The following is a 13,818-nucleotide window of genomic DNA, read 5'->3' on the forward strand; positions in this document are numbered from 1 at the left end:
CCCTACCGTCGGCCGCGCGGGGCACCGGTCGCATCAGGGGACCCACCTGGTCCTGGCGCGACGACCCCCTGGCCCGCCCCCGGGTTCCTAGACTGGCGCGGTGCTCGTCGGCAGGGCTGCCGAGCGGCAGCGCATCGACGGCCTCGTCGCCGGGGCCCGGGTCGGGCGTGCCGGGGTACTGGTCGTCACCGGCGAGGCGGGCATCGGCAAGACGACCCTGCTGCGGTACGCCCGCGACCGCGCGGACGGCGTCCGGCTGCTCGAAGCGGTCGGCAGCGAGGCGGAGCGTGACGTCCCCTTCGGCGGCCTGTCCCAGCTGCTGCGGCCGACGGATGAGGACCTCGCCCTCCTGCCCGGGCCGCAGGCCGAGGCCCTCGCCGTCGCGCTCGCGCTGCGCAGCGGCGTGGTCGGCGACCGGCTCGCGGTCGGTGCCGCCGTGCTCAGCCTGCTCGTCCGGTGGAGCGAGGACCGCCCGGTAGGCGTGCTCGTCGACGACGCCCACCTGCTCGACCGGCCCTCGGCCGACGCTCTCGCGTTCGCGTGCCGCCGGCTGCTCGCCGACCCCGTGTTCGTGCTGGTCGCGGCCCGCGCCGGTGAGCCGGGCGCCCTCGACGGGGCCGGGCTCCCCGGTGTCCTCCTCGAAGGGCTCGACCGGGACGCCGTCGCCGCGCTCGCTGCGCGGGAGGGCCGCCCCGCGGGTCCGGACCGCAGCCGCCTGCTCCACGAGGTCACGGCCGGGAACCCGCTCGCGGTGCTCGGGCTCGTCCACGAGGCGGGCAGCAGCCTGTCCTCGGCGCTCGGGTCGCCGGCACCGGTCGCCGTCCCGCAGGCGCTCACCACTTGGTACGCCGAGCGGATCTCCGCCCTCGGCCCGGACGCGCGACGGCTCCTGCTCGTCGCGGCCGCGGGCGCCGCGGACCTCGGCGTCCTCACCCGGGTCGCGGCGGCCGCCGGCCTCGACCTGAACGCGCTCGCAGACGCCGAGCGGGCCGGGCTCGTCGTCCTCGGCCCGTCGCGGCTGGAGTTCTCGCACCCGCTCGTCCGGTCCTCCGCGTACGCGCTGGCGTTCCCCGACGAGCGGCGCGCGGCGCACGCGCTCGTCGCCGACGCGCTGCCGACCGACGACGTCGACCGTCGCGCCTGGCACCGGTGCGAGGCGGCGATCGGCCCGGACGACGCGCTCGCGGCGGAGATGGCCCGGGTCGCGGCGACCGCGGCCGGGCGGGGCGCGCACGCCGTCGCGGCCTCGGCCGCCGAGCGTGCGGCCCGGCTCGCGACCGGGCCCGCCGACCGGGCGGACCGGCTGCTCTCGGCGGCGGAGTCGGCGTGGCGGGCCGGTGACGGCGACCGCGCGGTGGACCTCGTCGACGAGGCGGTGAGGCTGCCGGCGTCCACCGAGGTCCGGGTCCGGGCGCTCGCGCTGACCGGTGACGTCGCGGCGCAGCGCGGCGACCCGGCCCGGGCCCGGCGCGCCTTGCTCGGGGCCGCCTCCGCGGTGGCGCCGACCGACCCGTCCCGGGCGGTCCTGCTCGTCGCCGACGCCATGAGCGTCGGCTTCTACCAGGGCTCGGCCGCGGCCGCCCTCGACGCGAGCCGGCGGCTCAACGGCCTTCTCCGGCAGGACCTCTCGCCCGCGGCGCGGGCCGTCGGCCTGCTCGCCGCCGGGATGGCGCAGGTCCTCGTGGGCCGGCCGGGCGGGGCGCAGGTCCGGGAGGGCGCCGCCCTCCTGGACACGCTGCCCGCGGCCGAGCGGGCCGACGTCCGGCCGGCGTGGCTCATGTACGGCCCGCTGTTCCTGCGCGAGACGGGCGCCGTCCGCGGGCTCGTCGCGACGGCGCTGGACGAGGCCCGCGGGCGGTCGGCGATCAGCACGCTCCCCGGGTTGCTCTTCACGCTGGCCCGGGACGGCGCGACGACCGACCGCTGGGACAGCGCCGCGGCGCACTACTCGGAGTGCGCCGCCCTGGCCCGCGAGCTCGGGCACACGACGATGCTCGTCGTCGCGGTCGCGGGGCACGCCTGCCTGGAGGCCCGCCGCGGCAACGCCGACGCGTGCCGGGCGCTCGCCGCGCAAACCCTGGAGATCTACGCCGAGCACCCGGTCCACATCGCCCGGATCTGGGCGGAGCAGTCGCTGGCCGAGATCGAGTTCTCCACCGGGGAGGTCGACGCGGCCCTGGCCCGGCTCACCGGCCTCGAGGCGCTGCTCGCCCGGCTCGACCTCGCCGATCCCGACGTCCGGCCGGCGCCCGAGCTCGTCGAGGCGCTGCTGCGCGCGGGCGACACCGCCACCGCCCGCGACGTGGCCGAGCGGTTCGCCGCCGCCGCCGACGTGAAGGGGCTGCCCTGGGCGCGGGCCCGGGCGGCGCGGGCCCTGGGGCTCGTCGCGCCGGTGGAGGAGCTCGACCGGTGGTTCCCCGCGGCGCTCGACCTGCACGCCGCGACCCCGGACCTCTACGAGGAGGCCCGCACCCGGCTGGCGTACGGCGCGCGGTTGCGCCGGGCCCGCCGCCGGGTCGACGCGAGGGCCCAGCTCCGGACGGCGCTCGCCGCCTTCGAGCGGCTCGGCGCCCAGGTCTGGGCGTCCGTCGCCGCGGGTGAGCTCGAGGCCACCGGGGAGGTGGCCGCCCGTCGCGACGGCTCCGCGCACGAACGGCTCACGGCCCGCGAGCTGCAGGTCGCCGTCCTGCTCGCCGAGGGCCGGACGACGCGGCAGGCCGCCACCGCGCTGTTCCTCAGCCCCAAGACGGTCGAGTACCACCTGCGGCACGTGTACACGAAGCTCGGCGTGTCGACCCGGGCGGAGCTCGTGGCCCGGATGGGGGACCACGGCCCGCTCTAGGGACTTGCCCTGTTAAGTTGCTGTGCTAATTTACTCCCGTGAACGGGAACCTGAGCTTCGCGCTCCACCGGCTGGCCGCCCGGCTGGACCGCTCCGCCGACCGGATCCTCCAGGCCGAGGCGGGCCTGACCTACCGCCGGTTCCTCGCCCTCGTCGTCGTCGGCGAGCTCGGGCAGACCACGCAGCGTGCCCTCGCCGAGGCGCTCGACGTCTCCGAGCCGTCCGTCAGCCGGATGGTCGGCGTCCTCGAGGAGGCCGGGCTCGTCGAGGTCGCCCACGCGCCCGACGGCGGCAACAAGCGCCAGGTCGCGCTCACCCCGGACGGCAAGCACGCCGTGACCCGGAGCCGGGAGCTGCTGGAGCAGCGGTTCGCCGGGCTCGTCGAGCGCAGCGGCGTCCCGTACGCCCGCTACGCGCGGGACACCCAGCGACTGATCGACGCCCTCGACGAGACGGAGACCGCACCGTGAACGGATGGACCCTGCTCGTCGCCACCCATGCGGCGGCGGCGATCACCTGCCTCATGCTCGGCGGCTACCAGCTGGCCCGGGGCGTCAAGGGCGACGTCTCGCACCGTGTCACGGGCTGGGTCTGGGTGCTCGGCATGCTCTTCGTCGCGAGCAGCTCGTTCGCGATCCGCGACCTGCGCGACGGGCGGCTCAGCCTCCTGCACGTGCTGTCGGCCGTCACGCTGGTGACCGTCACGCTCGGCGTCGTCTCCGCCCGACGCGGGAACATCGCCGCGCACAAGGCGAACATGCGCGGCAGCTGGTTCGGTCTCGCCGGTGCCTTCGTCGGGGCGGTCGCCGTCCCCCGGCGGGAGATCCCGACGTTCGTCGTCGCCGAGCCGCTCGGCGCCCTCGCCGCCCTCGCCGCGCTCGTCGGCCTGACCGTCGGGGTCGTGGCCCTTGCCCACGCGGTCGACCGCGCGGCCGCGCGCCGGGTGCGCCGGACCCTGGAGCCCGCTGAAGGCGTTACCTATGGATGACGCCGCCAAGTGCTCATGGACGCCCGCCCGCCACCGGCTGACCCTGGGGGCATGACCACACCGCGGTACTGCGTCGTCGGGGCCGGGGCCGCCGGGCTGGGCACGCTCCAGGTGCTCCTCGCCCGGGGCTTCGCCGTCGACTGCTTCGAGCGCACCGACCGGGTCGGCGGCCACTGGCACACCGACTACGAGTCGCTGCACCTCATCACGTCGCGCGACGTCTCCGGCTTCGAGGGCCACCCGATGCCCCCGGAGTACCCGGTGTACCCGAGCCGTGAGCAGATGCTCGCCTACATCGAGTCCTTCGCCGACCGGTTCGACCTGCGCCGGCACGTCACGTTCGGCACCGAGGTGCTGAAGGTCGAACCCGAGGGGCCGGCCGGGGCGCTGGGCTGGTGGGTCGAGACGTCGGACGGCGGCCGCACCCGGTACGACGGCATCGTCGTCGCCAACGGGCACCTGTGGGACCCGAACCTGCCCGACGTCGCGGCCGACTTCACCGGGCACGGCGTGCACTCCGGGCGCTACCGCGGCCTCGACGACGTCAAGGGCGACCGGGTGCTCGTCGTCGGCGCCGGCAACTCCGGCTGCGACCTCGCCGTGGACGCGGCGAACGCGCGCCTCGACGTGTCGATCTCCGTCCGGCGCGGGCGGGTCTTCCAGCCGAAGGCGATCTTCGGCCGGCCGCGGGCCGAGCTGACCTGGCTCGCGAAGCTGCCACCGGTGCTCCAGGAGCGGGTCTCCCGGGCCCTGGTCCGGGTCGTCATGGGGCCGCCCGAGGTCTACCGCGGCCTGCCGGAGCCGGTGACCCGCAACCTCAACGACCAACCGCCGGTCGTCAACAACCTGCTGCCGTACTGGATCCAGCACGGCCGGGTCACCGTCGTCCCCGGCATCACGCGGATCGACGGCCAGGTCGTGCACTTCACCGACGGCACCTCGAAGGAGTTCGACACGATCCTGTGGGCCACCGGGTTCCGGACGACGCTGCCGTTCCTCGACAGCGCGCTGCTGCGGTGGAAGGACGGCGTGCCGCTGCGGGTCGCCGGGCTCACCGTCCCGGTCGGCCTGGAGCGGCTGTGGTTCGTCGGGCTCTCCGCTCCTCGGGGCCCGCAGCTGCCGCCGTACGGCGCGCAGGCGCGGCTCGTGGCCCGGCTGATCCGGTTGCAGGAGTTGGGCGTCCCGGTGGCGCACGCCTTCGACGGCCAGCAGCCGGACAGCCGCATCGACATCGTCAAGGTGGTCTGGAACAAGCAGATGGCCGACACCGACAGGGTCGTCGCCGCGCTCGAGCAGAAGGTGGCCTGACATGGCAGGGCGGCTCGACGGCAAGGTCGCGCTCATCACCGGGGGCGCCCGCGGCCAGGGCGCCTCGCACGCGCGCCGGCTCGCCGAGGAAGGCGCCCGCGTCATCACCGGCGACGTCCTCGACGACGACGGCGAGGCGACCGCAGCGGCGCTGCGGGCCGAGGGCCTGGGCGTCGACTACCTGCACCTCGACGTCACGTCCCCGCAGGACTGGGCCGCAGCCGTCGCCGCGGCCGCCGAGCGGTTCGGCGGCCTCGACGTCCTCGTGAACAACGCCGGGATCATCCACGTCAACCCGCTCCTCGAGGAGCGCCTCGAGGACTGGAACGCCCTGATCGCCGTCAACGTCACCGGTGCCCTGCTCGGGATGCAGGCCGCGATCCCGGCCCTGCGCGCGCGGGGCGGCGGCTCGATCGTCAACATCTCGTCGATCTTCGGCCTCGCCGGGGCGAGCGGGTACGTCGCCTACTGCGCCAGCAAGGCGGCGCTCGTCACGATGACGAAGACCGCCGCGCTCGAGCACGCCGCCGACCGGATCCGGGTCAACGCCGTCTGCCCGGGCGGCGTCCGGACGGCGATGAACGAGAACGAGGGCACGGGCGTCGTCCCGCTCACCCCGATGGGACGGCGGGCCGACGCCCGCGAGGTGAGCGGCACCGTGCTCTTCCTCGCGAGCGACGACTCGACGTTCGTCACCGGCACCGAGATCGTCGTCGACGGCGGGTACCTGGCGCGCTGACTACCGCATGACGAGCCCGCCGCTGATGACGACGGTCTCGCCGGTGAGGTACGAGCCGGGGACGCTGCCGAGCCGGAAGACCCAGTCGGCGATCTCCTCCGGGGTCGCGGCGCGGCCGAGCGGGACCGCCTTGACGGCCTCCTCGATCCGGCCGCCCGCAAGGGTTCCCGGCGTCGACACCCAGCCGGGGGCGATCGCGTTGACGCTGATGCCGTCGCCCGCGAGCTCGATCGCGAGCGACCGGGTGACCGAGACGACGGCGGCCTTCGAGGCGCTGTAGACGAGCTGGCCGCGGGAGACGGCGAAGGCGTCGATCGACGCGAAGTTGACGACAGCGCCACCGCCGTCGTGCGCCCGCACCAGCGCGACCGCCTCCGCGGTGACGTTGAGGGTGCCGAGGACGTTGATGTCGAAGATCCGCCGGTAGGCGTCCTCGGTGAAGTCGTCGAGCGTCGTCGTCGGGTAGATCCCGGCTGCGTTGACGACGGCCCGCACCTGCGTGCCGTCGGCGTCGTGCGCCGACCCGAGGGCGGCGGCCACTGCCGCGCGGTCCCGGATGTCGACGGGCACCGGGACGTAGCCCGCCCCGACCTCGGCCGCGACGGCGGACAGACCGCTCGCGTCGACGTCCACGGCGAGCACCTGCCAGCCCTCGGCGACGAAGCGTTCGGCGACCGAGCGGCCCATGCCGCTGGCCGCACCGGTCACGACGGCCGCGGGGGTCTTCTGCGTCATGGTCGGACTATCGACGGCGCGACAGACCCTGTACAGCGGCACTCACCGACACGTCCGGTAGGCGACGCCTATGACGGCAGGCGGCGCAGCAGCTCGGCGGCCATCCGGATCATCTCCTGGGTGGCCGGCGAGAGCTGGCTCCCGGTCCGGGTGACGAAGGCGAACGTCTCGACGAGCGGCGGGTCGAGCGGGGCCCACGTGAGGTGCTCGGACCAGGCGTTCTCGCCGAGCAGCGGCCGGGAGACGACCGCGTCGCCGGCCCCCCGAGCCGCCAGCGCGAGCGCCGCGGCGGGCAGCTCGACCTCGATGGCCGGCTCGAGCGTGACGCCCGCGGCCCGGGCGCGTTCACCGAGCTGCCGGCGGGTCGGGTCCTGGTCGCCCCAGCGGGCCTCGGGCAGCACGAGCGGGGCCTGCGCGAGCTGCTCGACGGTGACCGGGACCGCCGTCCGGGCCGGGTCGACGCTCACGTAGACCGCCTCCGCCGTCCAGACCGGCGCCGTGACGTCGAGCCCGCGCTCGTCGACCGGCAGCGCGACGAGCCCGGCCTCGAGCCGGCCGTCGCGGACGGCGTCCGCGACCTCGGCCGAGTTGCGTCCGAGCACCCGGACCCGCACCGCGGGGTAGCGCTCCCGGAACCGCGTCACGAGATCGGCCAGGAGGAAGTGGTGGGCACTGCTGAAGGTGCCGAAGGAGACCGTGCCGCCGGTCAGGGTGCGCACCGGCCGGACGGCGTCCACCGCGTCGTCGACCGTGGCCAGCGTCGTACGGGCCCGGGGGAGCAGCAGCCGGCCGGCCTCGGTGAGCGCGAGCCGGCGGTTCGTCCGCACGAACAGCACGACCCCGAGCTGCCGCTCGAGCCGCCGGATCTGGTCGGACAGGCTCGGCTGCGCGATGTGCAGCGCCTGCGCCGCGGCGGAGAACGACCCGTGGTCGACGGCGGCGACGAAGTACTCCAGCTGGAGGAGCGTCATCGGGGCCAGCACACCCTGAACCTACCGTTGCGCCGCGGGTGCCGGGCCGGCCGTCCGCCCGGTCAGGGGCGTGTCGAGGCGAGGTACGCCGCGGCGATCTCCCGGCCGTCGGCGGGCGGGAGCACCCGGCCGTGCCCGGGCAGCATCCGGGTGACGTCGAGATCGAGGAGGCGCTCCATCGTCGACCGGTACGCGACGACGTCCGAGCCGGTGCAGGAGTCGATGAGCCCGCCCTCGTAGAGCACGTCGCCGGTGAGGAGCGCGCCCGAGCCGTCGAGCAGCGCGAGCGACCCCGGTGTGTGCCCGGGGAGCGAGAGCACCGTGAGCGTGCGGTCCCCGAGGTCGACGACGTCACCCTCCTCGAGCGGGGCGGCGGCCGGCACGCCGCGCAGCGCGTAGGCGTCGAGGTCGAACGCGTCGTCGTCCGGCAGCGCGGTGAGCGCGACCGCCGGCTGCGGCGTGACCAGGTCGGCGGGCAGGCCCAGCAGCTCCAGGAGCCGGGCCGTCCGCAGGCTCGCAGGTCCCGGCCGCCGGACCTCGCCGACCTCGGCCGCGTGCACCCGGCAGTCGGCGAACTCGTGGGCGCCGCCCATGTGGTCGAGGTGCGCGTGGGTGAGGACGAGCACCGGGTCGTTCTCGAAGAGCCACGGCTGGGTGTCGCGCAGGGCCACCACCCCGAGGCCGGAGTCGACGACGAGGTCCCGGTCGCGGCCCCGGACGTGCCAGATGTTCGACGCGAGCAGGTCCCCGCCGTACGGCTCCTCGACGAGCGTCACGCCGTCGCCGACCGGTGTGACGCGGAACCAGCGGTCGCGCCCGACGGTGCCCGTCGCGGTCATGCGCACCTCCCGTCCCCCGAACGCTAGCGGCCGTACCCCCGCCGCGCCGTCGAGCCCGATGGGGAAGAGTGGGACCCATGGACGACCAGATGCTCGCGGCCAGGCTCCACGGCACCGGCGACCTGCGGGTCGCGCAGGAGCCGGTCCCCGTCCCGCGCGAGGGCGAGTCGCTCGTGCGGGTGACCGCGGTGGGGATCTGCGGCTCGGACCTGCACTGGTACTCCGAGGGCGGCATCGGCGACGCCCGGCTGACCCGCCCGCTCGTCGTCGGGCACGAGGCGGGCGGCGTGGTCGCCTCCGGACCCCGTGCCGGGCAACGGGTCGCGATCGACCCGGCGGTGCCGTGCGGGCACTGCGAGCTGTGCCTCGCGGGGCACCGCAACCTCTGCCCCACGGTCGGCTTCCTCGGCCACGGGGCGACGGACGGCGCCCTGCGCGAGCTCGTCGCCTGGCCCGACCACCTGCTGCACCCGGTGCCGGACGCGCTGTCCGCGGCGGACGTCGCGATGCTCGAACCGCTCGGGGTGGCGATCCACGCGCACGACCTCGGTCACCAGCGTGCCGGGGCGACGGTCGTCGTCGTGGGCTGCGGCCCGATCGGGCTGTGCCTGCTCCAGGTCGCGCGGGCCGCCGGCGCCACGACCGTGCTCGCGGTCGACCCGCTGCCGCACCGGGCGGAGGCCGCGCTGCGGCTCGGCGCGGACGCCGTCCTGCCGCACGAGCCGGCCGCCTTCGCCGCTGCGCTCGCGGAGCGCACGTCGGGGCGCGGCGTCGACGTCGCGTTCGAGGCGGTCGGGTCGGACGCCGCCGTCGGGCTCGCGATCGAGGCCGCGATGCCCGGGGCGCGCGTCGTCCTCGCCGGCATCCCCGACGTCGACAGCACGACGTTCACGGCGTCCACCGCACGGCGCAAGGGTCTGACGATCGCCCTCGTGCGGCGGATGAAGGAGGTCTACCCGCGCGCGACCGCCCTCGTCGAGCGGGGGACCGTCGACGTCCGGAGCATGGTGAGCCACACGTTCGGGCTCGCCGAGACCGAGAAGGCGTTCCAGGTCGCCCACGCACGGACCGGCCTCAAGGTCGTCGTGGCCCCGACGGACGACGTGTGACCGGCGAACCGCTCGTCCTCGCCGTCGACTGCTCGACGACGGCCTCCAAGGCCGTCGCGTTCGACGCGCGCGGCCACGAGGTGGCGACGGCCTCGACGCCGCTGGACCTCGACCGCCCCGGCCCGGGCCGGCACGAGCAGGACGCCGGGCAGTGGTGGACGGCGACGCTGGCCTCGCTGGGCCGGTGCGTCGCCGACCTCGACGACCCGGGCCGGGTCCGGGCGCTGTGCGTGACGCACCAGCGCGAGTCGTTCGTCTGTCTCGACGCCGACGGTCGCCCGCTGCGGCCCGCGATCCTGTGGCTCGACTCCCGGGCCGGCGCGGAGATCTCCGCGTTCGGCTCGCCCCGGGTGCTCGCGGTCTCCGGCAAGCCGCCGGACACGACCCCGGCGCTCTACAAGCTCGCGTGGCTCGCCCGGCACGAGCCGCAGATGCTCGGGGCCGCGGCCCGGGTCGCCGAGGTGCACGCGTTCCTCGCGGAGCGGCTCACCGGCCGCTGGGCGACGAGCACCGGGTCGGCCGACTCCCTCGGCCTGCTCGACCTCGCGGCCGCGCAGTGGTCGCCCGAGCTGCTCGCGGTCGCCGGGGTCCGCCCCGACCAGCTCCCCGACCTGGTGCCGCCGGGCGCCGTCCTCGGCGACCTGCTCCCGGGCGTCGCGCGCGCGATCGGCCTGCCGGCACCCGTCCCGCTCGTCGCGGGGATCGGCGACGGCCAGGCCGCGGGGCTCGGGGCGGGCGTCGTCACGGGCGGGGAGCCCGGCGCCGCGTACCTCAACCTCGGGACCTCGATGGTGCTCGGGACGCCGTCCGACCGCTACGTCACGGGGCAGGCCTTCCGCACCCTCGCGGGGGCTCCGGCCGGGACCTACGTGCTGGAGACGGTGCTCAACGCGGCGGCGTACCTCGCGGACTGGTTCCGACGCGAGCTCGGCGACCCCGCGCTCGGCGGGGCACCGGACCCGGTGCTCGAGGCCGCGGCCGCGGCGCTGCCGCCCGGAGCGGACGGTCTGCTCGCCGTCCCGTACTGGAACGCCGCCCAGACCCCCTACTGGGACGCCGCCGCGCGCGGCGCGGTCGTCGGCCTCACCGGTGCGCACACCCGGGCCCACGTCTACCGCGCCCTGCTCGAGGGGGTCGCCTTCGAGCTGCGGCTGCACCTCGACGGGCTGGCGGCGGCCGGGACGCCGGTGACGAGCCTGCGCGCGATGGGCGGCGGGAGCCGCAGCCCGCTCTGGGCGCAGGTCGTCGCCGACGTCACCGGCCGCGAGATCCGGCTCGCCGAGGGGCGCGAGATCAGCGCCCGGGGCGCTGCTGCGCTCGCGTGGGCCGCCGTCGGCGGGGGCGCGCTCGCCGACACCTGCGCGTCCGTGGGACACCTCGGCGCGACCGTCGGCCCGCGGCCCGACGTCACCGCGGCCTACGACCCGGTCTTCAGCCTTCAGCAGCAGGTCTACCCGCGGCTGCGCGACGTGTTCGCCGGGCTCGCGGCCCTGCAGGCCCCGGGGTCAGCAGGCGCGTAGGTCGACGAGCCCCGGCACGGCCGCCGGGACGCTGCACGTCGACCCGATCGTCTCCGCCTCGCCGGTGCGGGCCGCCTCGAGGAGCGACTCCATGACGTCGAGGACGTGCAGCGCGACGTCGGCGGACGCCCGGTGCGGCGTGCCGTCCGCGAGCCCGCGGGCCAGGTCGGCGACACCGATCCCGCGGCCGGCGCCGACGTAGCCGGCCGACGGCCGCACGTCGCGCCAGGCGTCGGCACCGGCCGGGAAGATCTCCACGGTGCCGTCGAAGTAGTTCGGGTCGGGCAGCGACAGCGAGCCGCCGGGGCCGTGGACCTCGATCCGCGGCATCCGGGTCGCCCACGCGTCGAACGACATGACGAGCGTCGTCAGGGCGCCGCCGGCGTGCTGCAGCACGCCCGTCACGTGGGTGTCGACCTCGACGTCGAACGTCGTGCCGGCCCGTGGCCCGCTGCCGATCGTGCGGGTGCCGGCGTGCCGGGAACCGAGCCCGACGACGCGGTCCACCGGGCCGAGCAGGTGGACGAGGGCGGTGAGGTAGTAGGGCCCCATGTCGAGCAGCGGCCCGCCGCCCGGCCGGTAGTAGAACTCCGGGTCCGGGTGCCAGAGCTCGTGGCCGGGCGTCGTCATGAACGCGGTCGCCGCGTGCGGGACGCCGATCGTGCCGGCCGTCACGACGCCCCGGGCGGTCTGGACACCTGTCCCGAGGACGGTGTCGGGGGCGCAGCCGAGCCGCAGGCCGGCCGTGGCCGCGGCCTCGACGACGGCCCGGGCCTGCGCACCCGTCGCGGCGAGCGGCTTCTCGCCGTAGACGTGCTTGCCGGCGGCGAGGGCGGCGAGGGCGACGTCGGCGTGCGCCACGGGCACCGTGAGGTTGAGGACGACGTCCACGTCGTCGGCGGCGAGCAGGTCGTCGAGCGTGCGGACGGCCGCACCGCCCACCGCGGCCGCGAACGCCTGCGCCCGTGCCGCGTCCAGGTCGGCGACCGCCGTCACCGCGACGTCGGGCAGCCCGGTGAGGGTCGCCGCGTACTGGCCGCTGATCTTCCCTGCGCCGACGACCCCGACCCGCAGCGGCGTCACGGGGCGACCGACAGGTCGCCGGCGTCGCCGCGGGACGGGTCCGGGTCCGTGGAACCCCGTGCGGCCCAGAGCATCCCGCGCTCGACGAGGGTCCGGACGTTCGGGTTCTCGAGCACCTCGACCCGGTGCCCGGGCGTGCAGACGAAGAGCCGGCCGCGGCCCCAGCGCCGGGTCCAGACGGCTGGGGAGGTGATCGGCCGGTCCCACTCGTCCCACGGCCGCACCGCCTGCGTCGTCGTCGCGAGGACGTCGACGTAGGCGTCGGCGAGCACCCAGTACTGCTCGGTGACGAGGTCGAAGTCCTCGATCCCGCGCGTGATCGGGTGCCCGGCCGCGGCGGGGAGCATGTTCACCCGGTAGGGCACGTAGTTGTCCGACTGCTCGCCGACGCACTCCTCGGGGGCCTTGCCCGGGTGGCAGGCGAACAGCCCGCCGACGAGCTGCTGGTAGTCGGAGCTGTTGCGGTAGGAGTCCGCGATGCCGCCGTGCCAGCCGGCCATCCCGGTGCCGGCCGCCACGGCGGCGCGCAGCCCTGCGAGCTCGTCCGGCTCGATCGTCGACATCGTCATGCACTGGACGACAAGGTCGACGCCGGCCATGTAGCCGGCGTCCGCGTACGGCGCCGGCGAGTCGTGGACGTCGACCCGGAAGCCATGCGCCTCCAGGAACGGCAGGAACATCCCCGTGGCCTCGACGGGCTGGTGGCCGAACCACCCGCCGCGGACGACGAGTGCGGTGCGTTCGCTGCTCATGATGCCTTTCGGAGCTGGTGGTGCCGAGGGCCTACTTGCCGAAACCGGCGGTGAGGCCGGAGAGGAGCTGGCGTCGTCCGACGGCGTAGAAGACGAGGATGGGCAGGGTGGTGAGGACGACGGAGGCGAGGACGGCGGGGACGTTGACGCCGTACTGGCCCTGGAACGTCCACAGCGCCAGCGGGAGGGTCCGCCGGTCGGGGTTCTGGGTGAGGATGAGGGGGAGCAGGAAGTTGTTCCAGACCCCCAGCGCGTTGTAGATCGTCACTGTGACGAGGGCGGGCCGGGTGAGCGGGAACGCGAGGCGCCACATGGTGCCCCACTCGCTGCAGCCGTCCAGGCGCATGGACTCGAAGAGCTCGCGCGGCACGTCCCGGATGAAGTTCGAGAGCACGAGCACGGACAGCGGGATCGCGAACGCGATGGAGGGCAGGATCATCGCGGTGAGGGTGTCGTAGAGCCGCAGCCGGATGATGATGAGATAGACGGGGATGATGACGGCCTGCAGCGGGATCGCCAGGCCCATGAGGAACAGCGAGTTCGACAGGCGCAGGAACCAGCCGTTGCCGCCGCGGACGATCGCGAACGCGGCCATGAACGAGATGAGGACGGCCGGGACGATGGCGCCGACGGTGACGACGACGCTGTTGCCGAAGTACCGGATGAAGTCGGACTCGATGACGAGCCGGTAGCTGTCGAGGGTCCACTCGTCGGGGGGCAGCAGCGGGTTGGTGGCGAAGAAGTTGCTCTGGCTCTTGAAGCTGGAGATGACGATCCAGTAGATCGGGAGCATCCCGATGACGAGCCAGATCCAGCCCGCGATGCCGCCGAACCAGTTGAGGCGTAACAGCTTCGCGGTGGTGCTGGTGCCCTTGCCGACGCTGCTGGGGCGGCTGGGCCGGGTGGGCGCGGGAGGCGTGGTCACGGCCATG

General features: G+C 75.4%; 13 protein-coding genes. 7 read left to right on the top strand and 6 right to left on the bottom strand.

Translation table 11 applies throughout. The features are described from left to right. Positions 1–100: 100 nt before the first annotated feature. The 5 genes from ECOMGDLI_RS05860 to ECOMGDLI_RS05880 are packed head-to-tail and all read left to right on the top strand — an operon-like array spanning position 101 to position 5,877. The gene (locus tag ECOMGDLI_RS05860; protein ID WP_088315033.1) at positions 101–2,842 is read left to right on the top strand and encodes a helix-turn-helix transcriptional regulator; all 2,742 of its coding nucleotides are present in this window, start codon (positions 101–103) and stop codon (positions 2,840–2,842) included. Between the two features lie 38 nt (positions 2,843–2,880). Continuing rightward, on the top strand, positions 2,881–3,312 hold the full coding sequence (locus ECOMGDLI_RS05865; protein WP_088315036.1) for a MarR family winged helix-turn-helix transcriptional regulator: 432 nt from the start codon (positions 2,881–2,883) through the stop codon (positions 3,310–3,312). After that, the gene (locus ECOMGDLI_RS05870) at positions 3,309–3,830 is read left to right on the top strand and encodes a DUF2306 domain-containing protein (protein ID WP_088315039.1); all 522 of its coding nucleotides are present in this window, start codon (positions 3,309–3,311) and stop codon (positions 3,828–3,830) included. Before ECOMGDLI_RS05865 ends, ECOMGDLI_RS05870 begins: the two co-directional genes overlap by 4 nt. Positions 3,831–3,881: 51 nt before the next feature. Next, the gene (locus ECOMGDLI_RS05875) at positions 3,882–5,138 is read left to right on the top strand and encodes an NAD(P)/FAD-dependent oxidoreductase (protein ID WP_088315042.1); all 1,257 of its coding nucleotides are present in this window, start codon (positions 3,882–3,884) and stop codon (positions 5,136–5,138) included. A 1-nt stretch (position 5,139) separates the two neighbouring features. Then, the gene (locus ECOMGDLI_RS05880) at positions 5,140–5,877 is read left to right on the top strand and encodes an SDR family NAD(P)-dependent oxidoreductase (protein ID WP_088315044.1); all 738 of its coding nucleotides are present in this window, start codon (positions 5,140–5,142) and stop codon (positions 5,875–5,877) included. On the opposite strand, the gene ECOMGDLI_RS05885 is transcribed toward ECOMGDLI_RS05880, so the two are convergent. From ECOMGDLI_RS05885 to ECOMGDLI_RS05895, 3 genes are all read right to left on the bottom strand, one after another. Next, positions 5,878–6,612 (bottom strand): SDR family NAD(P)-dependent oxidoreductase, encoded by a 735-nt coding sequence (locus ECOMGDLI_RS05885; protein ID WP_088315046.1) that lies wholly within the window; start codon positions 6,610–6,612, stop codon positions 5,878–5,880. Between the two features lie 68 nt (positions 6,613–6,680). Continuing rightward, positions 6,681–7,583, bottom strand: coding sequence for a LysR family transcriptional regulator (locus ECOMGDLI_RS05890; protein ID WP_198954590.1), 903 nt, complete (start codon positions 7,581–7,583; stop codon positions 6,681–6,683). A gap of 62 nt (positions 7,584–7,645) precedes the next feature. Further along, complete coding sequence (locus ECOMGDLI_RS05895) at positions 7,646–8,422, bottom strand: MBL fold metallo-hydrolase (RefSeq protein WP_088315049.1); 777 nt, start codon at positions 8,420–8,422, stop codon at positions 7,646–7,648. Between the two features lie 77 nt (positions 8,423–8,499). On the opposite strand from ECOMGDLI_RS05895, the gene ECOMGDLI_RS05900 reads away from it, so the two are divergent. Next, positions 8,500–9,531: a zinc-binding dehydrogenase gene (locus ECOMGDLI_RS05900; protein WP_198954591.1), complete on the top strand. Its 1,032-nt coding sequence runs from the start codon at positions 8,500–8,502 to the stop codon at positions 9,529–9,531. After that, positions 9,528–11,051, top strand: a complete 1,524-nt coding sequence (locus tag ECOMGDLI_RS05905; protein ID WP_088315051.1) for an FGGY-family carbohydrate kinase — start codon at positions 9,528–9,530, stop codon at positions 11,049–11,051. The genes ECOMGDLI_RS05900 and ECOMGDLI_RS05905 overlap by 4 nt, the downstream gene beginning before the upstream one ends. Here ECOMGDLI_RS05905 and ECOMGDLI_RS05910 read toward each other — a convergent pair. The 3 genes from ECOMGDLI_RS05910 to ECOMGDLI_RS05920 are packed head-to-tail and all read right to left on the bottom strand — an operon-like array spanning position 11,037 to position 13,817. Then, positions 11,037–12,134, bottom strand: a complete 1,098-nt coding sequence (locus ECOMGDLI_RS05910) for a Gfo/Idh/MocA family protein (protein ID WP_088315054.1) — start codon at positions 12,132–12,134, stop codon at positions 11,037–11,039. The two genes, ECOMGDLI_RS05905 and ECOMGDLI_RS05910, sit on opposite strands and share 15 nt — an antisense overlap. Continuing rightward, the gene (locus ECOMGDLI_RS05915; protein WP_088315056.1) at positions 12,131–12,886 is read right to left on the bottom strand and encodes a ThuA domain-containing protein; all 756 of its coding nucleotides are present in this window, start codon (positions 12,884–12,886) and stop codon (positions 12,131–12,133) included. The genes ECOMGDLI_RS05910 and ECOMGDLI_RS05915 overlap by 4 nt, the downstream gene beginning before the upstream one ends. 31 nt (positions 12,887–12,917) lie before the next feature. Continuing rightward, positions 12,918–13,817, bottom strand: coding sequence for a carbohydrate ABC transporter permease (locus tag ECOMGDLI_RS05920; protein ID WP_088315058.1), 900 nt, complete (start codon positions 13,815–13,817; stop codon positions 12,918–12,920). Position 13,818 lies beyond the last annotated feature (1 nt).

The sequence above is a fragment of the Kineosporia sp. R_H_3 genome (assembly GCF_002198675.1).
GTDB lineage: Bacteria > Actinomycetota > Actinomycetes > Actinomycetales > Kineosporiaceae > R-H-3.